Origin of the sequence: Escherichia sp. AM3 (assembly GCF_032029835.1) — a bacterium.
Classification (GTDB): domain Bacteria; phylum Pseudomonadota; class Gammaproteobacteria; order Enterobacterales; family Enterobacteriaceae; genus Escherichia; species Escherichia coli.
The window spans coordinates 71,736-95,577 of the sequence record NZ_JAVUPQ010000002.1 but is presented as its reverse complement, the minus strand read 5'-3'; the positions used below and the strand labels follow the sequence as shown (position 1 = coordinate 95,577).

Below are 23,842 nucleotides of genomic sequence, written 5' to 3'. Positions count from 1 at the left end.
TACTTTTGATGAGTAAGCAATGAGTATGTCAACATCCACTGAAGTCATCGCTCATCACTGGGCATTCGCTATCTTTCTTATCGTTGCCATTGGCCTGTGTTGCCTGATGCTGGTAGGCGGTTGGTTTTTAGGCGGTCGCGCACGCGCGAGGTCGAAAAACGTGCCGTTTGAATCCGGTATCGACTCGGTCGGCTCCGCCCGCTTACGCCTGTCCGCCAAGTTTTATCTGGTGGCCATGTTCTTCGTTATCTTCGACGTTGAAGCGCTGTATCTGTTCGCATGGTCAACCTCTATCCGCGAAAGCGGCTGGGTAGGCTTTGTGGAAGCTGCAATTTTTATTTTTGTGTTACTGGCAGGTCTGGTTTATCTGGTGCGTATTGGCGCGCTGGACTGGACGCCCGCGCGTTCACGCCGCGAGCGTATGAACCCGGAAACGAACAGTATCGCTAATCGTCAACGCTAACCGCGAGGCATTAAGATGGATTATACGCTCACCCGCATAGATCCCAACGGTGAGAACGACCGTTACCCCCTGCAAAAGCAGGAGATCGTAACCGACCCTCTGGAGCAAGAAGTTAACAAAAACGTGTTTATGGGCAAGCTCAATGACATGGTTAACTGGGGTCGTAAAAACTCAATTTGGCCGTATAACTTCGGTCTTTCCTGCTGTTACGTTGAGATGGTGACTTCGTTTACCGCGGTGCATGACGTGGCGCGTTTTGGCGCAGAAGTATTGCGTGCTTCGCCGCGTCAGGCTGACCTGATGGTGGTTGCAGGAACCTGCTTTACCAAAATGGCACCGGTTATTCAGCGTCTGTATGACCAGATGCTGGAACCAAAATGGGTTATCTCAATGGGTGCCTGTGCCAACTCCGGCGGTATGTACGATATTTATTCCGTTGTGCAGGGCGTCGATAAATTCATCCCGGTTGATGTGTATATCCCGGGCTGCCCGCCGCGTCCTGAAGCGTACATGCAGGCACTGATGCTGTTGCAGGAATCTATCGGCAAAGAACGTCGTCCGCTCTCCTGGGTGGTTGGCGATCAGGGCGTTTATCGCGCCAATATGCAATCAGAGCGCGAACGCAAGCGCGGTGAACGCATTGCCGTAACCAACCTGCGTACACCTGACGAGATTTAATTTGCGCCTGTCGGCAAAGGGATTTTTCTTCGCTTATTCCTAAATCTATTTCGCGAAGCTTACTGCGCCGACAGTCACCACGGACCATTTGCAATGGTGAACAATATGACCGACTTAACCGCGCAAGAACCCGCCTGGCAGACCCGCGATCATCTTGATGATCCGGTGATTGGCGAACTGCGCAACCGTTTTGGGCCGGATGCCTTTACTGTTCAGGCGACTCGCACCGGGGTTCCCGTTGTGTGGATCAAGCGTGAACAATTACTGGAAGTTGGCGATTTCTTAAAGAAACTGCCGAAACCTTACGTCATGCTGTTTGACTTACACGGCATGGACGAACGTCTGCGCACACACCGCGAAGGGTTACCTGCCGCGGATTTTTCCGTTTTCTACCATCTGATTTCTATCGATCGTAACCGCGACATCATGCTGAAGGTGGCGCTGGCAGAAAACGACCTGCACGTACCGACCTTCACCAAACTGTTCCCGAACGCTAACTGGTATGAGCGTGAAACCTGGGATCTGTTTGGCATTACTTTCGACGGTCACCCGAACCTGCGCCGCATCATGATGCCGCAAACCTGGAAAGGTCACCCGCTGCGTAAAGATTACCCGGCGCGCGCTACCGAATTCTCGCCGTTTGAGCTGACCAAAGCCAAACAGGATCTGGAGATGGAAGCCCTGACCTTCAAACCGGAAGAGTGGGGGATGAAGCGCGGCACCGAAAACGAGGACTTCATGTTCCTCAACCTCGGTCCGAACCACCCGTCGGCGCACGGGGCTTTCCGTATCGTTTTACAACTCGACGGCGAAGAGATTGTCGACTGCGTACCAGACATCGGCTACCACCACCGTGGTGCGGAGAAAATGGGCGAGCGCCAGTCCTGGCACAGCTACATTCCGTATACCGACCGTATTGAATACCTCGGCGGCTGCGTTAACGAAATGCCTTACGTGCTGGCGGTAGAGAAACTGGCCGGGATCACCGTGCCGGATCGCGTTAACGTCATTCGCGTTATGCTCTCCGAACTGTTCCGTATCAACAGCCACCTGCTGTACATCTCGACCTTTATTCAGGACGTCGGCGCAATGACGCCCGTGTTCTTCGCCTTTACCGATCGTCAGAAAATTTACGATCTGGTGGAAGCGATCACGGGTTTCCGTATGCACCCGGCGTGGTTCCGTATTGGCGGCGTAGCGCACGACCTGCCGCGCGGCTGGGATCGCCTGCTGCGTGAGTTCCTCGACTGGATGCCGAAACGTCTGGCGTCTTACGAGAAAGCGGCGCTGCAAAATACCATTCTGAAAGGTCGTTCCCAGGGCGTTGCCGCCTATGGCGCGAAAGAGGCGCTGGAGTGGGGCACCACTGGCGCGGGCCTGCGTGCTACCGGGATCGACTTCGACGTGCGTAAGGCGCGTCCTTATTCTGGCTATGAAAACTTCGACTTTGAAATCCCGGTTGGTGGTGGTGTTTCTGACTGCTACACCCGCGTAATGCTGAAAGTGGAAGAGCTGCGCCAGAGTCTGCGCATTCTTGAGCAGTGCCTCAACAACATGCCGGAAGGCCCGTTCAAAGCGGATCACCCGCTGACCACGCCGCCGCCGAAAGAGCGCACGCTGCAACATATCGAAACCCTGATCACCCACTTCCTGCAAGTGTCGTGGGGGCCGGTGATGCCTGCCAATGAATCTTTCCAGATGATTGAGGCGACCAAGGGGATCAACAGTTACTACCTGACCAGCGACGGTAGCACCATGAGTTATCGCACTCGTATCCGCACGCCGAGTTATGCGCATTTGCAGCAAATTCCGGCGGCGATCCGCGGCAGCCTGGTGTCTGACCTGATTGTTTATCTGGGCAGTATCGATTTTGTTATGTCAGATGTGGACCGCTAATTATGCACGAGAATCAACAACCACAAACCGAGGCTTTTGAGCTGAGTGCGGCAGAGCGTGAAGCGATTGAGCACGAGATGCACCACTACGAAGACCCGCGTGCGGCGTCCATTGAAGCGCTGAAAATCGTTCAGAAGCAGCGTGGCTGGGTGCCGGATGGTGCGATCCACGCGATCGCCGATGTGCTGGGTATTCCGGCAAGCGACGTCGAAGGTGTGGCAACGTTCTACAGCCAGATCTTCCGCCAGCCGGTTGGCCGCCATGTGATCCGTTATTGCGACAGCGTGGTCTGTCATATCAACGGTTACCAGGGTATTCAGGCGGCGCTCGAGAAAAAGCTAAACATCAAACCAGGGCAAACGACATTTGACGGTCGCTTTACGCTGCTGCCAACTTGCTGCCTGGGGAACTGTGATAAAGGGCCAAACATGATGATCGATGAGGATACTCACGCGCATCTGACCCCGGAAGCGATCCCTGAACTGCTGGAGCGGTATAAATGAAAAACATTATCCGTACTCCCGAAACGCATCCGCTGACCTGGCGTCTGCGCGATGACAAACAGCCAGTGTGGCTGGACGAATATCGCAGCAAAAACGGTTACGAAGGCGCGCGTAAGGCGCTGACCGGGCTGTCTCCGGACGAAATCGTTAATCAGGTAAAAGACGCTGGTCTGAAAGGGCGCGGTGGCGCGGGCTTTTCTACCGGCCTGAAATGGAGCCTGATGCCGAAAGACGAATCCATGAACATCCGTTACCTGCTGTGTAACGCCGATGAAATGGAGCCAGGCACCTATAAAGACCGCCTGCTGATGGAGCAACTGCCGCACCTGCTGGTGGAAGGTATGCTCATCTCCGCGTTTGCGCTGAAAGCTTACCGTGGCTACATCTTCCTGCGTGGCGAATATATCGAAGCGGCAGTAAATCTGCGCCGCGCCATTGCCGAAGCCACTGAAGCGGGCTTGCTTGGCAAAAACATTATGGGAACAGGTTTCGACTTCGAACTGTTCGTCCATACCGGGGCAGGGCGCTACATCTGCGGGGAAGAAACAGCGTTAATCAACTCCCTGGAAGGGCGTCGTGCTAACCCACGCTCGAAACCCCCCTTCCCGGCAACCTCCGGCGTATGGGGCAAACCGACCTGTGTCAACAACGTCGAAACCCTGTGTAACGTTCCGGCGATCCTCGCTAACGGCGTGGAGTGGTATCAGAACATCTCGAAAAGTAAAGATGCTGGCACCAAGCTGATGGGCTTCTCCGGTCGGGTGAAAAATCCGGGACTGTGGGAACTGCCGTTCGGCACCACCGCACGCGAGATCCTCGAAGATTACGCCGGTGGTATGCGTGATGGTCTGAAATTTAAAGCCTGGCAGCCAGGCGGCGCGGGGACTGACTTCCTGACCGAAGCGCACCTTGATCTGCCGATGGAATTCGAAAGTATCGGTAAAGCGGGAAGCCGTCTGGGTACGGCGCTGGCGATGGCGGTTGACCATGAGATCAACATGGTGTCGCTGGTGCGTAACCTGGAAGAGTTTTTCGCCCGTGAATCCTGCGGCTGGTGTACGCCGTGCCGCGACGGTCTGCCGTGGAGCGTGAAAATTCTGCGTGCGCTGGAGCGTGGTGAAGGTCAGCCGGGCGATATCGAAACACTTGAGCAACTGTGTCGATTCTTAGGCCCGGGTAAAACTTTCTGTGCCCACGCACCTGGTGCAGTGGAGCCGTTACAGAGCGCCATCAAATATTTCCGCGAAGAATTTGAGGCGGGAATCAAACAGCCGTTCAGCAATACCCATTTGATTAATGGGATTCAGCCGAACCTGCTGAAAGAGCGCTGGTAACCGAATTTCGATTAACGCTCGGTCCCTGACCGAGAAAACTGGAAGCATGCTAATGGCTACAATTCATGTAGACGGCAAAGAATACGAGGTCAACGGAGCGGACAACCTGCTGGAAGCTTGTCTGTCTCTGGGCCTTGATATTCCTTACTTTTGCTGGCATCCGGCGCTGGGAAGCGTCGGTGCTTGCCGCCAGTGTGCGGTGAAGCAATACCAAAACGCGGAAGACACGCGTGGTCGCCTGGTGATGTCCTGTATGACACCGGCTTCCGATGGCACCTTTATTTCCATTGACGACGAAGAAGCGAAACAGTTCCGTGAAAGTGTGGTCGAGTGGTTAATGACCAACCACCCGCACGACTGTCCGGTATGTGAAGAAGGCGGTAACTGCCATCTTCAGGATATGACCGTGATGACCGGACACAGCTTCCGTCGCTACCGTTTCACCAAACGTACCCACCGTAATCAGGATTTGGGGCCATTCATCTCTCACGAAATGAACCGCTGCATCGCCTGCTACCGCTGTGTGCGTTACTACAAAGATTACGCTGACGGTACAGATCTGGGCGTTTACGGTGCGCACGACAACGTCTACTTCGGTCGCCCGGAAGACGGCACGCTGGAAAGCGAATTTTCCGGTAACCTGGTCGAAATTTGCCCGACCGGCGTATTTACCGACAAAACGCACTCCGAGCGTTACAACCGTAAATGGGATATGCAGTTTGCGCCGAGCATCTGCCAGCAATGTTCCATCGGCTGTAACATCAGCCCCGGTGAACGTTACGGCGAACTGCGTCGTATCGAAAACCGTTACAACGGTACGGTAAACCACTACTTCCTCTGCGACCGTGGTCGTTTCGGTTACGGTTACGTCAACCTGAAGGATCGTCCGCGTCAGCCAGTACAGCGTCGTGGCGATGATTTCATTACCCTCAACGCCGAACAGGCAATGCAGGGCGCGGCAGATATTCTGCGTCAGTCGAAGAAAGTGATCGGTATTGGTTCTCCGCGTGCCAGCGTGGAAAGCAACTTTGCGCTGCGTGAACTGGTGGGCGAAGAAAACTTCTACACCGGTATCGCTCACGGTGAGCAGGAACGTCTGCAACTGGCGCTGAAAGTGCTGCGTGAAGGCGGCATTTATACTCCGGCTCTGCGCGAAATCGAATCTTACGATGCGGTACTGGTGCTGGGCGAAGACGTTACCCAGACCGGCGCGCGCGTCGCGCTGGCAGTGCGTCAGGCTGTGAAAGGTAAAGCGCGCGAAATGGCGGCAGCACAGAAAGTGGCTGACTGGCAGATTGCGGCAATCCTCAACATCGGTCAACGTGCGAAGCATCCGCTGTTTGTTACCAACGTTGATGACACCCGTCTGGATGATATCGCGGCGTGGACTTACCGCGCACCGGTTGAAGATCAGGCGCGTTTAGGTTTTGCCATCGCCCATGCGCTGGATAACTCTGCGCCAGCGGTTGACGGTATCGAACCTGAGCTGCAAAGCAAAATCGACGTCATCGTGCAGGCACTGGCAGGTGCGAAGAAACCGTTGATTATCTCCGGGACGAACGCCGGTAGCATAGAGGTGATTCAGGCTGCGGCTAACGTCGCGAAAGCCCTGAAAGGTCGCGGCGCTGACGTTGGTATCACCATGATTGCCCGTTCCGTCAACAGCATGGGGCTGGGCATTATGGGTGGCGGTTCGCTTGAAGAAGCGTTGACCGAACTGGAAACCGGACGCGCCGACGCGGTGGTGGTGCTGGAAAACGATCTGCATCGTCACGCTTCCGCTACCCGCGTGAATGCTGCGCTGGCTAAAGCGCCGCTGGTGATGGTGGTTGATCATCAACGCACAGCGATTATGGAAAACGCCCATCTGGTACTTTCTGCTGCCAGCTTTGCTGAAAGCGACGGTACGGTGATCAACAACGAAGGCCGCGCCCAACGTTTCTTCCAGGTTTACGATCCTGCTTATTACGACAGCAAAACTGTCATGCTGGAAAGCTGGCGCTGGTTACACTCGCTGCACAGCACCCTGCTGAGCCGTGAAGTGGACTGGACGCAGCTCGACCATGTGATTGACGCTGTTGTGGCGAAAATCCCGGAACTGGCAGGTATCAAAGATGCTGCGCCGGATGCGACATTCCGTATTCGTGGGCAGAAACTGGCCCGTGAACCGCACCGTTACAGCGGTCGTACCGCCATGCGCGCCAATATCAGCGTTCATGAGCCGCGTCAGCCGCAGGATATTGACACCATGTTCACCTTCTCGATGGAAGGTAACAACCAGCCGACTGCGCACCGTTCGCAAGTGCCGTTTGCCTGGGCGCCGGGCTGGAACTCCCCGCAGGCGTGGAACAAATTCCAGGACGAAGTGGGCGGCAAACTGCGCTTTGGCGATCCGGGCGTGCGTCTGTTTGAAACCAGCGAAAATGGTCTGGATTACTTCACCAGCGTACCGGCACGCTTCCAGCCGCAGGACGGGAAATGGCGTATCGCGCCGTATTACCACCTGTTTGGCAGCGATGAATTGTCACAGCGTGCTCCGGTCTTCCAGAGCCGTATGCCGCAGCCGTACATCAAACTCAACCCAGCGGATGCCGCGAAGTTGGGCGTGAACGCAGGCGCTCGCGTCTCCTTTAGTTACGATGGCAACACGGTCACGCTGCCGGTTGAAATCGCTGAAGGGCTGACGGCAGGGCAGGTGGGTTTGCCGATGGGTATGTCCGGCATTGCTCCGGTGCTGGCTGGCGCGCATCTTGAGGATCTCAAGGAGGCACAACAATGAGTTGGATATCACCGGAACTGATTGAGATCCTGCTGACCATCCTCAAAGCGGTGGTGATCCTGCTGGTGGTTGTCACCTGCGGGGCATTCATGAGCTTTGGCGAACGTCGCCTGCTGGGTCTGTTCCAGAACCGTTACGGACCTAACCGTGTTGGCTGGGGCGGTTCGCTCCAGCTGGTTGCGGACATGATCAAAATGTTCTTTAAAGAAGACTGGATCCCGAAATTCTCGGATCGCGTCATCTTTACCCTGGCACCGATGATTGCCTTTACCTCGCTGCTGCTGGCCTTTGCGATTGTGCCAGTCAGTCCGGGTTGGGTGGTTGCCGACCTGAACATCGGGATTTTGTTCTTCCTGATGATGGCAGGTCTGGCGGTTTACGCGGTGCTGTTTGCGGGCTGGTCAAGTAACAACAAATACTCGTTGCTGGGTGCGATGCGTGCTTCTGCGCAGACCCTGAGCTACGAAGTGTTCCTCGGGCTTTCCCTGATGGGCGTGGTGGCGCAGGCCGGTTCATTCAACATGACCGACATCGTCAACAGCCAGGCGCATGTGTGGAACGTTATCCCGCAATTCTTTGGTTTTATTACCTTTGCCATCGCGGGCGTGGCGGTATGTCACCGTCACCCGTTTGACCAGCCGGAAGCCGAGCAGGAACTGGCGGATGGTTACCACATTGAATATTCCGGTATGAAGTTCGGTCTGTTCTTCGTGGGTGAGTACATCGGGATTGTGACCATCTCTGCATTGATGGTGACGCTGTTCTTCGGTGGCTGGCAAGGCCCGTTGTTACCGCCATTCATCTGGTTCGCGCTGAAAACCGCGTTCTTTATGATGATGTTCATTTTGATTCGTGCGTCGTTACCGCGTCCGCGTTATGACCAGGTAATGTCCTTCGGCTGGAAAATCTGCCTGCCGCTGACGCTGATCAACTTGCTGGTAACGGCGGCTGTCATTCTCTGGCAGGCGCAATAAGGGGCAATAAGACCATGACCTTAAAAGAATTGTTAGTAGGTTTCGGCACCCAGGTTCGTAGTATCTGGATGATCGGCCTGCACGCGTTCGCCAAACGCGAAACGCGAATGTACCCGGAAGAGCCGGTCTATCTGCCGCCCCGTTATCGTGGTCGTATCGTTCTGACCCGCGACCCGGACGGCGAAGAGCGTTGCGTAGCCTGTAACCTCTGCGCGGTAGCCTGCCCGGTCGGCTGTATCTCGCTGCAAAAAGCAGAAACCAAAGACGGTCGCTGGTACCCGGAATTTTTCCGCATCAACTTCTCACGCTGCATTTTCTGTGGTCTGTGCGAAGAAGCCTGTCCGACCACGGCGATTCAGTTAACCCCGGATTTCGAAATGGGGGAATACAAGCGCCAGGATCTGGTTTACGAAAAAGAGGATCTGCTGATCTCCGGTCCGGGCAAATACCCGGAATATAACTTCTACCGGATGGCAGGTATGGCAATCGACGGCAAAGATAAGGGCGAAGCAGAGAACGAAGCCAAGCCTATCGACGTCAAGAGCCTGTTACCGTAAGGAGAGGGGCAATGGAGTTCGCTTTTTATATCTGTGGCCTGATAGCCATACTTGCGACCTTGCGAGTGATCACCCATACCAATCCGGTACACGCACTGCTGTACCTGATTATTTCGCTGCTGGCGATTTCCGGGGTGTTCTTCTCACTGGGCGCTTACTTCGCCGGTGCGCTGGAAATTATCGTCTACGCGGGTGCCATTATGGTGCTGTTCGTGTTCGTGGTGATGATGCTCAACCTGGGCGGTTCAGAAATCGAACAGGAACGCCAGTGGCTGAAACCGCAGGTGTGGATTGGTCCGGCAATTTTGTCGGCCATCATGCTGGTGGTGATTGTTTACGCCATCCTTGGTGTTAATGATCAGGGTATCGACGGTACGCCAATCAGTGCTAAAGCAGTGGGTATTACGCTGTTCGGGCCTTACGTACTGGCGGTGGAACTGGCTTCTATGCTGCTGCTCGCGGGTCTGGTTGTGGCCTTCCACGTCGGTCGTGAAGAGCGTGCGGGTGAAGTGCTGAGCAATCGTAAAGACGACAGCGCGAAAAGAAAAACGGAGGAGCACGCATGATCCCCTTACAACATGGACTGATCCTCGCGGCAATCTTATTCGTTCTTGGCTTAACCGGTCTGGTTATCCGTCGCAATCTGCTGTTTATGCTGATTGGTCTGGAAATCATGATTAACGCCTCCGCGCTGGCCTTTGTGGTCGCCGGAAGCTACTGGGGTCAGACCGACGGTCAGGTGATGTACATTCTCGCCATCAGCCTCGCGGCGGCAGAAGCGAGTATCGGCCTTGCGCTGCTGCTGCAACTTCACCGTCGTCGCCAGAACCTGAACATCGATTCAGTAAGTGAGATGCGCGGATGAACATGCTTGCCTTAACCATTATTTTGCCATTGATTGGCTTCGTCCTGCTGGCGTTCTCCCGTGGGCGCTGGTCTGAAAACGTTTCGGCGATCGTCGGCGTTGGCTCTGTGGGCCTGGCGGCGCTGGTAACCGCCTTTATCGGCGTTGATTTCTTCGCTAACGGCGAGCAGTCATACAGCCAGCCGCTGTGGACGTGGATGTCGGTAGGCGACTTTAACATCGGTTTCAATCTGGTGCTGGACGGCCTGTCGCTGACCATGCTCTCGGTGGTCACTGGTGTGGGTTTCCTTATTCACATGTACGCCTCCTGGTACATGCGCGGTGAAGAGGGCTACTCTCGCTTCTTCGCCTACACCAACCTGTTCATCGCCAGCATGGTAGTTCTGGTGCTTGCCGACAACCTGCTGCTGATGTACCTCGGCTGGGAAGGCGTGGGCCTGTGCTCCTATCTGCTGATCGGTTTCTATTACACCGATCCGAAGAATGGCGCAGCGGCAATGAAAGCGTTCGTCGTGACCCGTGTGGGTGACGTGTTCCTCGCTTTCGCACTGTTCATTCTTTACAACGAACTGGGCACCCTGAACTTCCGCGAAATGGTGGAACTGGCACCAGCGCACTTTGCTGACGGCAATAACATGCTGATGTGGGCGACGCTGATGCTGCTGGGCGGTGCGGTCGGTAAATCTGCGCAGTTGCCGTTGCAGACATGGCTTGCCGATGCGATGGCTGGCCCGACGCCTGTCTCCGCGCTGATCCACGCCGCAACGATGGTAACCGCGGGTGTCTACCTGATCGCCCGTACCCACGGCCTGTTCCTGATGACGCCGGAAGTTCTGCATCTGGTGGGTATTGTCGGGGCGGTTACGCTGCTGCTGGCCGGTTTTGCCGCGCTGGTACAGACCGACATCAAACGTGTTCTCGCTTACTCTACCATGAGCCAGATTGGCTACATGTTCCTCGCGCTTGGCGTGCAGGCATGGGATGCGGCGATTTTCCACTTGATGACTCACGCGTTCTTTAAAGCGCTGCTGTTCCTGGCATCCGGTTCCGTCATTCTGGCCTGCCATCACGAACAGAACATCTTCAAGATGGGCGGTCTGCGTAAATCTATTCCGCTGGTTTATCTCTGCTTCCTGGTGGGCGGCGCAGCACTGTCGGCACTGCCGCTGGTCACTGCGGGCTTCTTCAGTAAGGATGAGATCCTCGCGGGTGCGATGGCGAATGGTCATATCAATCTGATGGTGGCAGGTCTGGTCGGTGCGTTTATGACCTCGCTCTACACCTTCCGTATGATTTTCATCGTCTTCCACGGAAAAGAACAAATTCACGCTCACGCCGTGAAAGGGGTAACTCACAGCCTGCCGCTGATTGTGCTGCTGATCCTTTCCACCTTCGTTGGCGCACTGATTGTACCGCCGCTGCAGGGCGTGCTTCCGCAAACGACGGAACTGGCGCACGGCAGCATGTTGACCCTGGAAATTACCTCTGGCGTGGTCGCGGTGGTCGGCATTCTGCTGGCAGCCTGGCTGTGGCTGGGTAAACGTACTCTGGTGACCTCCATCGCCAACAGTGCGCCGGGCCGCCTGCTGAGTACCTGGTGGTACAACGCCTGGGGCTTTGACTGGCTGTACGACAAAGTGTTCGTCAAGCCGTTCCTGGGTATTGCCTGGTTGCTGAAACGCGATCCGCTGAACTCAATGATGAACATCCCGGCGGTTCTTTCCCGCTTTGCAGGTAAAGGTCTGCTGTTAAGTGAGAACGGCTATCTGCGCTGGTATGTGGCATCCATGAGCATCGGTGCGGTCGTGGTGCTGGCACTGTTGATGGTACTGCGTTGAGTTAAGGATTGTGGGATTGCCCCTGGGCATATAAGAACGTAGGTCGGATAAGCCGCCTTCGCGGTGCATCCGACACTACCCCCAGTCCGAAGAGAATTTTCTGTCGTGAGAATTCGTTGAAAATCCGGTCCTGACGGGACTTTTACAAGGAATAAAGATCGCCATGTTACTACCCTGGCTAATATTAATTCCCTTTATTGGCGGCTTCCTGTGCTGGCAGACCGAACGCTTTGGCGTCAAGGTGCCACGCTGGATCGCGCTGATCACCATGGGATTGACGCTGGCGCTGTCGCTGCAACTGTGGTTGCAGGGCGGTTATTCACTGACGCAATCCGCCGGAATTCCGCAGTGGCAGTCTGAATTCGACATGCCGTGGATCCCGCGTTTTGGTATCTCTATTCATCTCGCCATTGACGGGCTGTCGCTGCTGATGGTCGTGCTGACCGGTCTGCTCGGTGTGCTGGCGGTACTATGTTCGTGGAAAGAGATCGAAAAATATCAGGGCTTCTTCCACCTCAACCTGATGTGGATCCTGGGCGGCGTTATCGGCGTGTTCCTTGCCATCGACATGTTCCTGTTCTTCTTCTTCTGGGAAATGATGCTGGTGCCGATGTACTTCCTGATCGCACTGTGGGGGCATAAAGCCTCTGACGGTAAAACGCGTATCACGGCGGCAACCAAGTTCTTCATTTACACCCAGGCGAGTGGCCTGGTGATGTTGATTGCCATCCTGGCGCTGGTTTTTGTTCACTACAATGCGACCGGCGTCTGGACCTTCAACTATGAAGAGCTGCTGAATACGCCAATGTCCAGTGGTGTGGAATACCTGTTAATGCTGGGCTTCTTCATCGCCTTCGCAGTCAAAATGCCGGTGGTTCCGCTGCATGGCTGGCTACCGGATGCGCACTCTCAGGCTCCGACCGCCGGTTCCGTTGACCTCGCGGGGATCTTGCTGAAAACTGCCGCTTACGGTTTGCTGCGTTTCTCCCTGCCGCTGTTCCCGAACGCATCGGCAGAGTTTGCGCCAATCGCTATGTGGCTGGGGGTTATCGGCATCTTCTACGGTGCGTGGATGGCTTTCGCCCAGACCGATATCAAACGTCTGATCGCCTACACCTCGGTTTCCCACATGGGCTTCGTGCTGATTGCTATCTACACCGGCAGCCAGTTGGCCTACCAGGGCGCGGTAATCCAGATGATTGCGCACGGCTTGTCGGCGGCGGGTCTGTTTATTCTTTGTGGTCAGCTTTATGAACGTATCCATACCCGCGACATGCGCATGATGGGCGGTCTGTGGAGCAAGATGAAATGGCTGCCAGCACTGTCGCTGTTCTTTGCGGTGGCAACGCTTGGGATGCCTGGCACCGGTAACTTCGTCGGCGAATTTATGATTCTGTTCGGCAGCTTCCAGGTTGTCCCGGTGATTACCGTTATCTCTACCTTTGGGCTGGTCTTTGCATCTGTTTATTCGCTGGCGATGTTGCATCGCGCTTACTTCGGTAAAGCGAAAAGCCAGATTGCCAGCCAGGAACTGCCAGGGATGTCGCTGCGTGAGCTGTTTATGATCCTGTTGCTGGTGGTGCTGCTGGTACTGCTGGGCTTCTATCCGCAGCCGATTCTGGATACCTCGCACTCCGCGATTGGCAATATCCAGCAGTGGTTTGTTAATTCCGTTACTACTACAAGGCCGTAAATCGCCATGACAATAACTCCACAAAACCTGATCGCACTGCTACCGTTGCTGATCGTCGGCTTGACGGTGGTGGTTGTGATGCTCTCCATTGCGTGGCGACGCAATCATTTCCTCAACGCTACGCTCTCGGTTATTGGGCTTAACGCGGCGCTGGTTTCGCTCTGGTTTGTCGGCCAGGCGGGCGCTATGGACGTTACGCCGCTGATGCGCGTTGATGGTTTCGCCATGCTTTACACCGGGCTGGTATTGTTGGCGAGCCTCGCCACCTGTACTTTCGCCTACCCGTGGCTTGAAGGCTATAACGACAACAAGGATGAGTTCTACCTGTTGGTGTTAATTGCCGCGCTGGGCGGGATCCTGCTGGCGAATGCCAACCATCTGGCGTCTTTGTTCCTCGGTATTGAACTGATCTCTTTGCCGCTGTTTGGCCTGGTCGGTTACGCTTTCCGCCAGAAACGTTCGCTGGAAGCCAGTATCAAATACACCATCCTTTCTGCCGCAGCGTCTTCTTTCCTGCTGTTTGGTATGGCGCTGGTGTATGCACAGTCTGGCGACCTGTCGTTTGTCGCGCTGGGTAAAAACCTCGGCGACGGTATGCTCAACGAGCCGCTGTTGCTGGCAGGTTTCGGACTGATGATTGTTGGCCTCGGCTTCAAACTCTCTCTGGTGCCGTTCCACCTGTGGACGCCAGACGTATACCAGGGCGCGCCTGCGCCGGTTTCCACTTTCCTGGCGACGGCGAGCAAAATCGCTATCTTCGGTGTGGTGATGCGTCTGTTCCTCTACGCACCGGTGGGTGACAGCGAAGCGATTCGGGTAGTGCTGGCGATTATCGCCTTTGCCTCTATCATCTTCGGTAACCTGATGGCGCTGAGCCAGACCAATATCAAACGTCTGCTCGGTTACTCATCTATCTCTCACCTCGGCTATCTGCTGGTGGCGCTGATTGCGCTGCAAACGGGCGAGATGTCGATGGAAGCGGTAGGAGTTTACCTGGCCGGTTATCTGTTCAGCAGCCTCGGCGCGTTCGGCGTGGTCAGCCTGATGTCCAGCCCGTACCGTGGCCCGGATGCTGATTCCCTGTTCTCTTACCGCGGTCTGTTCTGGCATCGCCCGATCCTCGCGGCGGTGATGACGGTGATGATGCTGTCTCTGGCCGGTATTCCGATGACGCTGGGCTTTATTGGTAAGTTCTACGTGCTGGCGGTCGGTGTCCAGGCACACTTGTGGTGGCTGGTGGGCGCCGTGGTTGTCGGTTCGGCAATCGGCCTTTACTACTACCTGCGCGTGGCGGTGAGCCTGTACCTGCACGCCCCGGAACAACCGGGTCGCGATGCACCGTCAAACTGGCAGTACAGCGCAGGCGGTATCGTGGTGCTGATCTCTGCACTGTTGGTACTGGTGCTGGGTGTATGGCCACAACCGCTGATTAGCATTGTGCGGTTAGCAATGCCGCTGATGTAAGCTATCAGTTTGTAAGTCAGAAAGCCGCCGACATGTTCGGCGGTTTTTTTTGGTGCCCTGACACCATCACCCAACAATAACCGTCAGCGCATGATTCCCTTGTCGCAGCATACGTCGATACGCGCTAATCAGCTTTTCCATATCAAGCATGATCGAAGCAAAGAGTTGCCCCTCTAACTCTTCTGAAAAGGTCACTCCCGGATAAATCTCCATTTCATTGAGTCGCTTAATGGAAAACTGTTTACGCAGCTCACTTCGATCCAGTGATTCCAGTCGGTCGATTGTCGCGGCTAACTCCTGATTCCAGGTCAATCCCAGGAAGCCATCTATGCCATCTTCGAGGCTGTGTTCACCAAGCACGGCACGACTCAGCGGATCATTCTTCGCGGGATCAAAAGCAGAGGTGCCTGTCAGCCCAAAGTGTAAAAAATCCCAGCGTTTATCAATATCCAGTCGGCGTAATCCTGAAAGCGTGTCATGTATATTATCCATCAAAGGTTTTTCAGTAGACTCAAGCAGTTGGTTAATCTTTTCTGAGTCAATTTCTGCAAAATAACCAATCATTCCCATTTATTTTTCCTCCATTGAATTTTATGTTTCGCATCTTAAAACAGACGAGGGAAAATAAAATGTACATGTCGCTGTTTCTGGACCCGCCTCGAGAAATTTTTATTATTTACTGTTGTGTAACAAGGTTATAACGCCATCTGAGCCATTTTCTGATAATTCAATCTGTCTGCTGTATCACCGGGCAAGTGGTATTGTTTATTACGATAAAAAGCGGTGTCAGTAATCATTACGGCGGGAATATCGTGTTGCCAATAATTCAGGTGGTCAGAGAAATCAATACCGGGAATAAACCATGGGGCATTCATAGAATAAACAGATAAATCCCGGGATGATAACAATGCCGTTTTTACCTGACGAACGGCGTTGATATCCTGTATTCTGCCGACCAGGCAATAAAGTCCCCCCGATCGGGATAAAGCCAGGACATTGCGGGTAAGGGTAATCCTGGCTACCAGGCGCAGAGTCGTAATAGCCAATCGGGGACGCCCTGCGCGGTAACTCTGGCACCGCTACTGACAAAGAACTCTTTTATATACTCTACGGACCTATTCAGATTATCAATATTGTCGGCATTACGTGGATGCACAGTTTGTGTAAGATAACGAACTGTTTTTTCTAATTGCTCAGGACTGACGTGTCGGGGCGTTGGCGATAATGCAGTGACCCAGGGTTGGTAAAAATAATCAGAGGGAGTGAAATCAGAAATAATATAACAAAAGGATTTTTTTCATATATAAATTATCAATAAAAGACGTTATTTTATCATTATTTATAATGAGTTATGAGTGTTTGTTTTATTACGGTTGTTAGATCTATACAAAAAGTATCTTTTACAGTGGCTTCGCTATTTTAAAAAGGAATTCATATAAGGAAAAATATAATTATGTTATTTATTGGCAGATTGAGTTGACAGGGGGCAGAACTCTGAGGGTAAGAAAAGTCAGCAACAACAATCCACTACATCAACAGACCAGCAATCGCGTGCCGAGATACGCTGGAAATACCCGAAGATTGAACTGGCGGATGGTGTGACTGACATCAGTCAGTGATGACTGTTTAGCAAACTATGTTCGACCAGTCAGCATATTTGCTGACTGGTCGAATTAATTAACAATGATGTTAACTCACTCTTTTGCCGGATGCTCTATTTTGGGGTTGTGAGTGTTTTATTTCTAATTGTGTATAAGAAGCATTGATTCGTGCATCGCCATATTTATCTAAATAACAATTTCTGTTTACCAGTCTATGTTGAAAATCAATTTCGTACTGCTCTTCTGCTGAATATTTTTTAAATCTGTCAGCATAGTTTTTTAATAACGTATAGGGGGCGCTGTCAGAATTGCTTTCCCTTTGTTCAATCACTTCCTGGGCTGCCATGCACACAAATGCACCGCAACTTTGGCTTAAATATTGCTGAAGATCGGCATGTAAAAATATTATCTCGGGTTCAGTTAAATGAACTTTTATATTATTATTCGACATTTCTCCCATGAATTCAGAATTAAAACTATTAATGACACGCTTAAGTGAATTTTCTTTATCATGGCCTAGTGCGCGCAATGAGTTGAATATGACGCATTTTATTTGTTGTGTATTATTTTTTTCATTTACTATTTTCTGTAGCGAAACTAATATCCAGTGTCCGCCAGTATTTATGGGGAATAACTGGACTGCTTTCGGCCATGATGGATCGCTCTTAATATTTTCATTGAGAGCGTCTTCCAGGTGAGTTCTGGTGGAGTAGGGGACGTAGAGACCAGTAGGATAATTGACTTCAGTATTTTTTGCATTAGCGGCGATCTTCTGAAGATAGCAATCTATTTCATCTGTGGTTAATTGACGATTTTTATCCCAGAAGTTTGTACCATCACTCAGTTCATTATTCTCATCATTTAAAAGCACCTTCGAAAGCGACTGTTTTTCAGATATAAGAGGAATTTCATCACCGATAATTGTCATTAATTTCGAAGGGGAGAATAGCTTTTTGAACAGGAGATCCTCTGAATTATCCGGACCAGCTGGTTTAAGGGGGGAGTTGGTTGCGGCATGTGCCAAATTATATAATTTTAAACAAGCATTTTTGATAAGTCGGATAATCGATAGGGGCTCATTTGTTGGGTTTCTAACAATATGGTAAAGAATATCTTCAGCTTTTTTTCCAAATTCATCATAGCCTAACGCAATATTATGCAGTAACTCAATGCTTTCTTCATCTCCGGATAACGCTGTTTTTTTTAAAGACTGCAGTAATTCCTCGGTCACAGTAAATTTTTCTGCAAATGTCTGACTGAGTTGCGTTTGAGATAATTGACAATAATTGCTGACAACTGTAACCATCATGGGCTCCTTTTAGTTGCAAAGGTTGTGCTGAATCAAGATAAATAGAGGCAACTTATTGCTCTGAATATAGTGCGTGAGGAGATGAATAAATATCAAAAATCGCTCAATATGCCCGTGTGGGTGGATATATGTAGCGCGGGTTGCGATAACAGGGCAAGTTTCGCCCTGTTTTTAATAATAAGCAGAGTTAAACGTTAAACACGGTGAAATCATTCGCTAGTTCAGTCGCCGGGAAAATTGACCTGCATTCACGTAACAGGTGCTGACAACCTTTGTCATCATAGCGCGAGCTGACGTGGGTAATGATTAGCTTACCGACTCCAGCCTCACGGGCTAGTGTCGCAGCCTGGCGTGTAGAGCTATGGCCGCGACTATTGGCTTTGGCTTCCATGGTTATATCCAGCGTCGCTTCGTGCACCATGACATCGACACCTTTAGCCAGGTCAAGTGCGGCATCGCAGGGGCCGGTATCGCCGAAAATAGCGAGCGCTTTACCTGGCACTGGAGCAGCTAAGTAATCTGCGCCGTTAATCTGCCTTCCATCTTCCAGCGTGATTGTTTTGCCCGCTTTTAATTCCTGAAACAGTGGGCCAGGCGGCACGCCAGCAGCTTTTAATGCCTGGGCATTTAATGCACCCGGTTTATCATGTTCTTCAATACGATAGCCATAACATTCCAGTGGGTGTTCCAGCGGATAAGCGGTTACTTTGCGCAGGCCATCATCGAGAATTTCGCCAGCGCCAATTTCGACAATTTCCAGCGGATAATCGGTCCATGAGCCGCTAATCCGCAGCGCGGTTTCCACAAATTCACGGATACCTTGCGGACCATAAATCGTTAAGGGTTGGATAATGCCTGACATAGAACGACTGCACAGCAAGCCGGGTAAACCAAAAAGATGATCGCCATGAAGGTGACTGATAAAAATCTTGTCCAGTTTTCCAGGGTTAAAGGCGGTATGCAGTAGCTGATGCTGGGTGCCTTCACCGCAGTCAAACAACCAAAGTCCGCTCTGGGTCGGATGTTGCAGGTTAAGCAATATTGCCGTGACATTGCGCGTGCGGGTTGGCACACCGGCTGAAGTACCTAAAAAAATTAATTCCATGAGTTCATCACGTTTCAAAAAATATTCCGGCTAGTATAAGGCATACATCTAAAAGGAGAGCATTATGATTGAATGGCAAGATCTGCATCACTCTGAATTATCGGTTTCCCAGCTTTATGCCTTATTACAACTGCGTTGCGCGGTGTTTGTTGTCGAGCAGAATTGCCCTTATCAGGATATCGATGGTGATGATTTGACGGGGGATAATCGCCATATTCTCGGTTGGAAAAATGATGAACTGGTGGCGTATGCGAGGATTCTGAAAAGTGATGATGATCTTGAGCCGGTCGTTATAGGTCGGGTGATTGTCAGTGAAGCGTTGCGTGGCGAAAAAGTGGGGCAGCAGCTGATGAGTAAAACACTCGAAACATGTACGCATCACTGGCCTGATAAGCCTGTTTACCTCGGGGCGCAGGCGCATCTGCAAAACTTCTACCAGAGTTTCGGTTTTATCCCTGTGACGGAGGTCTATGAAGAAGATGGTATCCCACACATTGGGATGGCACGCGAGGTAATTCAGGCGTAATCAACAACCCTTGTCTATAGTTAGTGACAGGTTTTACGCAAATGGAGAACGAGAATGTCTAATCAGTTTGGTGATACACGTATCGATGACGACCTGACGCTGCTTAGTGAAACACTGGAAGAGGTGCTCCGCTCCTCTGGCGATCCCGCCGATCAGAAATATGTTGAGCTGAAAGCGCGTGCAGAAAAAGCGCTGGATGATGTGAAAAAACGGGTTAGCCAGGCTTCAGACAGTTATTACTATCGGGCGAAGCAGGCAGTTTATCGTGCTGATGACTACGTCCACGAAAAACCCTGGCAAGGAATTGGTGTGGGCGCGGCCGTTGGGCTGGTACTAGGACTGTTGCTGGCACGCCGTTAAAACCTCCCTACACCGGGGTACTGCATTTTTTTTGTAGTACCCCGTATAATGTGAGGCTTTTAACAGGGAGAGGTCCGCGTGCAATCACTTACTACGGCGCTGGAAAATCTACTGCGCCATTTGTCGCAAGAGATTCCGGCGACACCCGGCATTCGGGTTATCGATATTCCTTTCCCTCTCAAAGACGCTTTTGATGCCTTGAGCTGGCTGGCCAGTCAGCAAACGTACCCGCAATTCTACTGGCAACAACGTAATGGTGATGAAGAAGCTGCCGTCCTGGGCGCGATTACCCGTTTTACGTCGTTGGACCAGGCACAACGTTTTCTTCGCCAGCACCCGGAACACGCCGACTTACGCATTTGGGGGCTGAATGCTTTTGACCCGTCGCAGGGCAATTTACTTTTACCCCGCCTGGAATGGCGACGCTGTGGCGGTAAAGCCACGCTGCGGCTGACGCTATTCAGCGAAAGCTCCCTTCAGCACGATGCGATTCAGGCAAAAGAATTTATCGCCACACTGGTGAGTATCAAGCCCTTGCCTGGGTTACATTTAACCACCACGCGAGAACAACACTGGCCGGACAAAACGGGCTGGACGCAATTAATCGAACTGGCAACGAAAACCATCGCCGAAGGTGAGCTCGACAAAGTGGTGCTCGCTCGGGCAACTGACCTGCATTTCGCAAGTCCGGTCAACGCGGCGGCGATGATGGCTGCCAGTCGTCGACTGAATCTGAATTGCTACCATTTTTACATGGCCTTTGATGGCGAAAATGCTTTTCTTGGCTCTTCACCGGAACGGTTATGGCGGCGGCGTGACAAAGCGCTGCGTACTGAAGCGCTGGCGGGAACAGTAGCAAATAATCCTGATGATAAGCAGGCGCAGCAGTTAGGAGAGTGGCTGATGGCGGATGATAAAAACCAGCGCGAGAACATGCTGGTGGTGGAAGATATCTGCCAACGATTACAGGCCGATACCCAGACGCTGGATGTTTTACCGCCGCAGGTACTGCGTCTGCGTAAAGTGCAGCATCTTCGCCGCTGTATCTGGACTTCACTCAACAAAGCGGATGATGTGATCTGTTTACATCAGTTGCAGCCAACGGCAGCAGTTGCTGGCTTACCGCGCGATCTGGCGCGACAGTTTATCGCCCGTCACGAACCGTTCACCCGAGAATGGTACGCCGGTTCTGCGGGCTATCTCTCATTACAACAAAGCGAATTCTGCGTTTCCCTGCGCTCAGCAAAAATTAGCGGCAATGTCGTGCGATTATATGCTGGCGCGGGCATTGTCCGTGGTTCCGACCCCGAGCAAGAGTGGCAGGAAATCGACAACAAAGCGGCAGGGCTGCGTACTTTATTACAGATGGAATAGTAATGAGTCGCATCATTACCGATTCATATCAATAATCTATTTTTGTAGCTCCTTATACTTAGCCGCAATATTGATACCGGACAAACTCATGTCAGTAAGCGCATTTAACCGACGCTGGGCGGCGGTCATTCTGGAAGCATTAACGCGTCACGGCGTCAGACACATCTGTATCGCCCCTGGCTCGCGTTCTACACCGTTAACGTTAGCGGCGGCGGAGAATTCCACATTCATTCACCACACCCATTTCGATGAGCGTGGACTGGGACATCTGGCGCTGGGGCTGGCGAAAGTCAGCAAGCAGCCGGTGGCGGTGATTGTGACCTCCGGCACGGCGGTAGCAAATCTCTATCCGGCACTGATTGAAGCTGGGTTAACCGGAGAAAAACTGATCCTGTTAACCGCCGATCGCCCGCCGGAGCTAATTGACTGCGGCGCGAATCAGGCAATTCGCCAGCCGGGAATGTTCGCCTCTCACCCCACGCACAGTATTTCATTGCCGCGCCCGACCCGGGATATCCCCGCACGTTGGCTGGTTTCTACCATCGACCACGCTCTCGGTACGCTTCATGCGGGGGGAGTCCATATCAACTGCCCGTTTGCTGAACCGCTGTATGGCGAAATGGACGATACCGGGCTTAGCTGGCAACAGCGTCTGGGTGACTGGTGGCAGGACGACAAACCGTGGCTGCGTGAAGCGCCTCGTCTGGAAAGTGAAAAACAGCGCGACTGGTTCTTCTGGCGACAAAAGCGCGGCGTGGTGGTTGCCGGGCGCATGAGTGCGGAAGAGGGCAAAAAAGTTGCCCTGTGGGCGCAAACTCTTGGCTGGCCGCTGATTGGCGATGTGCTGTCACAAACCGGGCAGCCGCTGCCGTGTGCCGATCTTTGGTTAGGCAATGCCAAAGCGACCAGCGAGCTGCAGCAGGCGCAAATTGTGGTGCAACTGGGAAGCAGCCTGACGGGCAAACGGCTCCTGCAATGGCAGGCAAGCTGTGAACCAGAAGAGTACTGGATTGTTGATGACATTGAAGGGCGACTTGATCCGGCACACCATCGCGGACGTCGCTTAATTGCCAATATTGCCGACTGGCTGGAGCTGCATCCGGCAGAAAAACGCCAGCCCTGGTGCGTTGAAATCCCGCGCCTGGCGGAACAGGCAATGCAGGCGGTTATTGCCCGCCGTGATGCGTTTGGCGAAGCGCAACTGGCGCATCGCATCTGCGACTATCTGCCTGAACAGGGGCAATTGTTTGTTGGTAACAGCCTGGTGGTACGTCTGATTGATGCGCTTTCGCAACTTCCGGCAGGTTACCCGGTGTACAGCAACCGAGGGGCCAGCGGTATCGACGGACTGCTTTCGACCGCCGCAGGCGTTCAGCGGGCAAGCGGCAAACCGACGCTGGCGATTGTGGGCGATCTCTCCGCACTTTACGATCTCAACGCGCTGGCGTTATTGCGTCAGGTTTCTGCGCCGCTGGTATTAATTGTGGTGAACAACAACGGCGGGCAAATTTTCTCGCTGTTGCCAACGCCGCAAAGCGAGCGTGAGCGTTTCTATCTGATGCCGCAAAACGTCCATTTTGAGCACGCCGCCGCGATGTTCGAGCTGAAATATCATCGTCCGCAAAACTGGCAGGAACTTGAAACGGCATTTGCCGACGCCTGGCGCACGCCAACCACCACGGTGATTGAAATGGTGGTTAACGACACCGATGGTGCGCAAACGCTCCAGCAACTTCTGGCGCAGGTAAGCCATTTATGATCCTGCACGCGCAGGCAAAACACGGAAAACCAGGTTTACCCTGGCTGGTGTTTTTGCACGGTTTTTCCGGCGATTGCCACGAATGGCAAGAAGTGGGCGAGGCGTTTGCCGACTACTCACGGTTGTATGTTGATCTCCCAGGTCATGGTGGTTCGGCGGCGATTAGCGTCGATGGATTTGATGATGTCACCGACTTACTGCGTAAAACCTTGGTTAGTTACAACATCCTTGACTTTTGGCTGGTGGGGTACTCGCTTGGCGGACGGGTGGCGATGATGGCGGCTTGCCAGGGGCTGGCGGGGCTTTGTGGGGTTATTGTCGAAGGCGGGCATCCGGGGCTGCAAAATGCTGAACAACGTGCGGAACGTCAGCGTTCCGATCGCCAATGGGCGCAGCGTTTTCGCACAGAACCGTTAACGGCGGTATTTGCCGACTGGTATCAACAGCCTGTTTTTGCCTCGCTCAATGACGATCAACGCCGGGAGCTGGTGGCGCTGCGCAGCAACAATAATGGCGCAACCCTTGCCGCCATGCTGGAGGCGACTTCTCTCGCCGTCCAGCCTGATTTACGTGCTAACCTTAGCGCCCGCACATTTGCGTTTTATTATTTATGTGGTGAACGTGACAGCAAATTCCGCGCCCTGGCGGCGGAACTGGCTGCCGACTGCCATGTCATTCCTCGCGCCGGACATAACGCGCATCGGGAAAATCCCGCTGGCGTTATCGCAAGTCTGGCGCAGATCTTGCGTTTCTGACTAAAGGAC

21 protein-coding genes and 1 pseudogene are annotated in these 23,842 nt (G+C 53.0%); 18 read left to right on the top strand and 4 right to left on the bottom strand.

What is annotated here, in order from left to right; genetic code table 11:
- Positions 1-19: 19 nt before the first annotated feature.
- The 13 genes from nuoA to nuoN all read left to right on the top strand — a co-directional run bounded on the left by nuoA (position 20) and on the right by nuoN (position 15,044).
- The gene (gene nuoA, locus RTW80_RS01580; protein ID WP_000062997.1) at positions 20-463 is read left to right on the top strand and encodes an NADH-quinone oxidoreductase subunit NuoA; all 444 of its coding nucleotides are present in this window, start codon (positions 20-22) and stop codon (positions 461-463) included.
- A 15-nt stretch (positions 464-478) separates the two neighbouring features.
- Positions 479-1,141: an NADH-quinone oxidoreductase subunit NuoB gene (nuoB, locus tag RTW80_RS01575; protein WP_000386733.1), complete on the top strand. Its 663-nt coding sequence runs from the start codon at positions 479-481 to the stop codon at positions 1,139-1,141.
- A gap of 93 nt (positions 1,142-1,234) precedes the next feature.
- The gene (nuoC, locus tag RTW80_RS01570; RefSeq protein ID WP_000247878.1) at positions 1,235-3,037 is read left to right on the top strand and encodes an NADH-quinone oxidoreductase subunit C/D; all 1,803 of its coding nucleotides are present in this window, start codon (positions 1,235-1,237) and stop codon (positions 3,035-3,037) included.
- 2 nt (positions 3,038-3,039) lie between these two features.
- Positions 3,040-3,540, top strand: a complete 501-nt coding sequence (gene nuoE / locus RTW80_RS01565; RefSeq protein ID WP_000545042.1) for an NADH-quinone oxidoreductase subunit NuoE — start codon at positions 3,040-3,042, stop codon at positions 3,538-3,540.
- Positions 3,537-4,874, top strand: a complete 1,338-nt coding sequence (nuoF, locus tag RTW80_RS01560; RefSeq protein WP_000789502.1) for an NADH-quinone oxidoreductase subunit NuoF — start codon at positions 3,537-3,539, stop codon at positions 4,872-4,874. The genes nuoE and nuoF overlap by 4 nt, the downstream gene beginning before the upstream one ends.
- Before the next feature lie 52 nt (positions 4,875-4,926).
- A complete protein-coding gene (gene nuoG, locus RTW80_RS01555; RefSeq protein WP_001299497.1) occupies positions 4,927-7,653 on the top strand; it encodes an NADH-quinone oxidoreductase subunit NuoG in 2,727 nt (908 codons plus the stop codon).
- Positions 7,650-8,627, top strand: coding sequence for an NADH-quinone oxidoreductase subunit NuoH (nuoH, locus tag RTW80_RS01550; RefSeq protein ID WP_000118507.1), 978 nt, complete (start codon positions 7,650-7,652; stop codon positions 8,625-8,627). The genes nuoG and nuoH overlap by 4 nt, the downstream gene beginning before the upstream one ends.
- Before the next feature lie 14 nt (positions 8,628-8,641).
- Complete coding sequence (gene nuoI, locus RTW80_RS01545; protein WP_000172749.1) at positions 8,642-9,184, top strand: NADH-quinone oxidoreductase subunit NuoI; 543 nt, start codon at positions 8,642-8,644, stop codon at positions 9,182-9,184.
- An 11-nt stretch (positions 9,185-9,195) separates the two neighbouring features.
- Positions 9,196-9,750, top strand: coding sequence for an NADH-quinone oxidoreductase subunit J (nuoJ, locus tag RTW80_RS01540; protein ID WP_000393511.1), 555 nt, complete (start codon positions 9,196-9,198; stop codon positions 9,748-9,750).
- Complete coding sequence (gene nuoK, locus RTW80_RS01535) at positions 9,747-10,049, top strand: NADH-quinone oxidoreductase subunit NuoK (protein ID WP_000612644.1); 303 nt, start codon at positions 9,747-9,749, stop codon at positions 10,047-10,049. Before nuoJ ends, nuoK begins: the two co-directional genes overlap by 4 nt.
- Positions 10,046-11,887 (top strand): NADH-quinone oxidoreductase subunit L, encoded by a 1,842-nt coding sequence (nuoL, locus tag RTW80_RS01530; protein ID WP_001056636.1) that lies wholly within the window; start codon positions 10,046-10,048, stop codon positions 11,885-11,887. Before nuoK ends, nuoL begins: the two co-directional genes overlap by 4 nt.
- 163 nt (positions 11,888-12,050) lie before the next feature.
- Positions 12,051-13,580 (top strand): NADH-quinone oxidoreductase subunit M, encoded by a 1,530-nt coding sequence (gene nuoM, locus RTW80_RS01525; RefSeq protein WP_000926441.1) that lies wholly within the window; start codon positions 12,051-12,053, stop codon positions 13,578-13,580.
- Between the two features lie 6 nt (positions 13,581-13,586).
- On the top strand, positions 13,587-15,044 hold the full coding sequence (gene nuoN / locus RTW80_RS01520; protein WP_000156701.1) for an NADH-quinone oxidoreductase subunit NuoN: 1,458 nt from the start codon (positions 13,587-13,589) through the stop codon (positions 15,042-15,044).
- Between the two features lie 66 nt (positions 15,045-15,110).
- Here nuoN and RTW80_RS01515 read toward each other — a convergent pair whose 3' ends face one another.
- From RTW80_RS01515 to rbn, 4 genes and pseudogenes are all read right to left on the bottom strand, one after another.
- Positions 15,111-15,614: a YfbM family protein gene (locus tag RTW80_RS01515; RefSeq protein ID WP_000525365.1), complete on the bottom strand. Its 504-nt coding sequence runs from the start codon at positions 15,612-15,614 to the stop codon at positions 15,111-15,113.
- 102 nt (positions 15,615-15,716) lie between these two features.
- Positions 15,717-16,349, bottom strand: a pseudogene (locus tag RTW80_RS01510) (hypothetical protein).
- 384 nt (positions 16,350-16,733) lie between these two features.
- Positions 16,734-17,954 (bottom strand): deubiquitinase ElaD, encoded by a 1,221-nt coding sequence (gene elaD / locus RTW80_RS01505; protein WP_096925951.1) that lies wholly within the window; start codon positions 17,952-17,954, stop codon positions 16,734-16,736.
- 187 nt (positions 17,955-18,141) lie between these two features.
- Positions 18,142-19,059 carry a ribonuclease BN gene (gene rbn / locus RTW80_RS01500; RefSeq protein WP_001300687.1) on the bottom strand — a complete coding sequence of 306 codons (918 nt, stop codon included), beginning with the start codon at positions 19,057-19,059 and terminating at the stop codon, positions 18,142-18,144.
- A 64-nt stretch (positions 19,060-19,123) separates the two neighbouring features.
- Here rbn and RTW80_RS01495 point away from each other — a divergent pair, with 64 nt between their 5' ends.
- The 5 genes from RTW80_RS01495 to menH all read left to right on the top strand — a co-directional run bounded on the left by RTW80_RS01495 (position 19,124) and on the right by menH (position 23,833).
- A complete protein-coding gene (locus RTW80_RS01495; protein ID WP_000574091.1) occupies positions 19,124-19,585 on the top strand; it encodes a GNAT family N-acetyltransferase in 462 nt (153 codons plus the stop codon).
- 54 nt (positions 19,586-19,639) lie between these two features.
- Entirely contained in the window at positions 19,640-19,945 is a 306-nt protein-coding gene (gene elaB, locus RTW80_RS01490) for a stress response protein ElaB (protein ID WP_000070621.1), read from the top strand.
- Between the two features lie 78 nt (positions 19,946-20,023).
- Positions 20,024-21,319, top strand: a complete 1,296-nt coding sequence (gene menF, locus RTW80_RS01485; RefSeq protein WP_001191399.1) for an isochorismate synthase MenF — start codon at positions 20,024-20,026, stop codon at positions 21,317-21,319.
- Between the two features lie 88 nt (positions 21,320-21,407).
- Complete coding sequence (menD, locus tag RTW80_RS01480; RefSeq protein WP_001297082.1) at positions 21,408-23,078, top strand: 2-succinyl-5-enolpyruvyl-6-hydroxy-3-cyclohexene-1-carboxylic-acid synthase; 1,671 nt, start codon at positions 21,408-21,410, stop codon at positions 23,076-23,078.
- Positions 23,075-23,833 carry a 2-succinyl-6-hydroxy-2,4-cyclohexadiene-1-carboxylate synthase gene (gene menH / locus RTW80_RS01475; protein ID WP_000600496.1) on the top strand — a complete coding sequence of 253 codons (759 nt, stop codon included), beginning with the start codon at positions 23,075-23,077 and terminating at the stop codon, positions 23,831-23,833. The genes menD and menH overlap by 4 nt, the downstream gene beginning before the upstream one ends.
- Positions 23,834-23,842 lie beyond the last annotated feature (9 nt).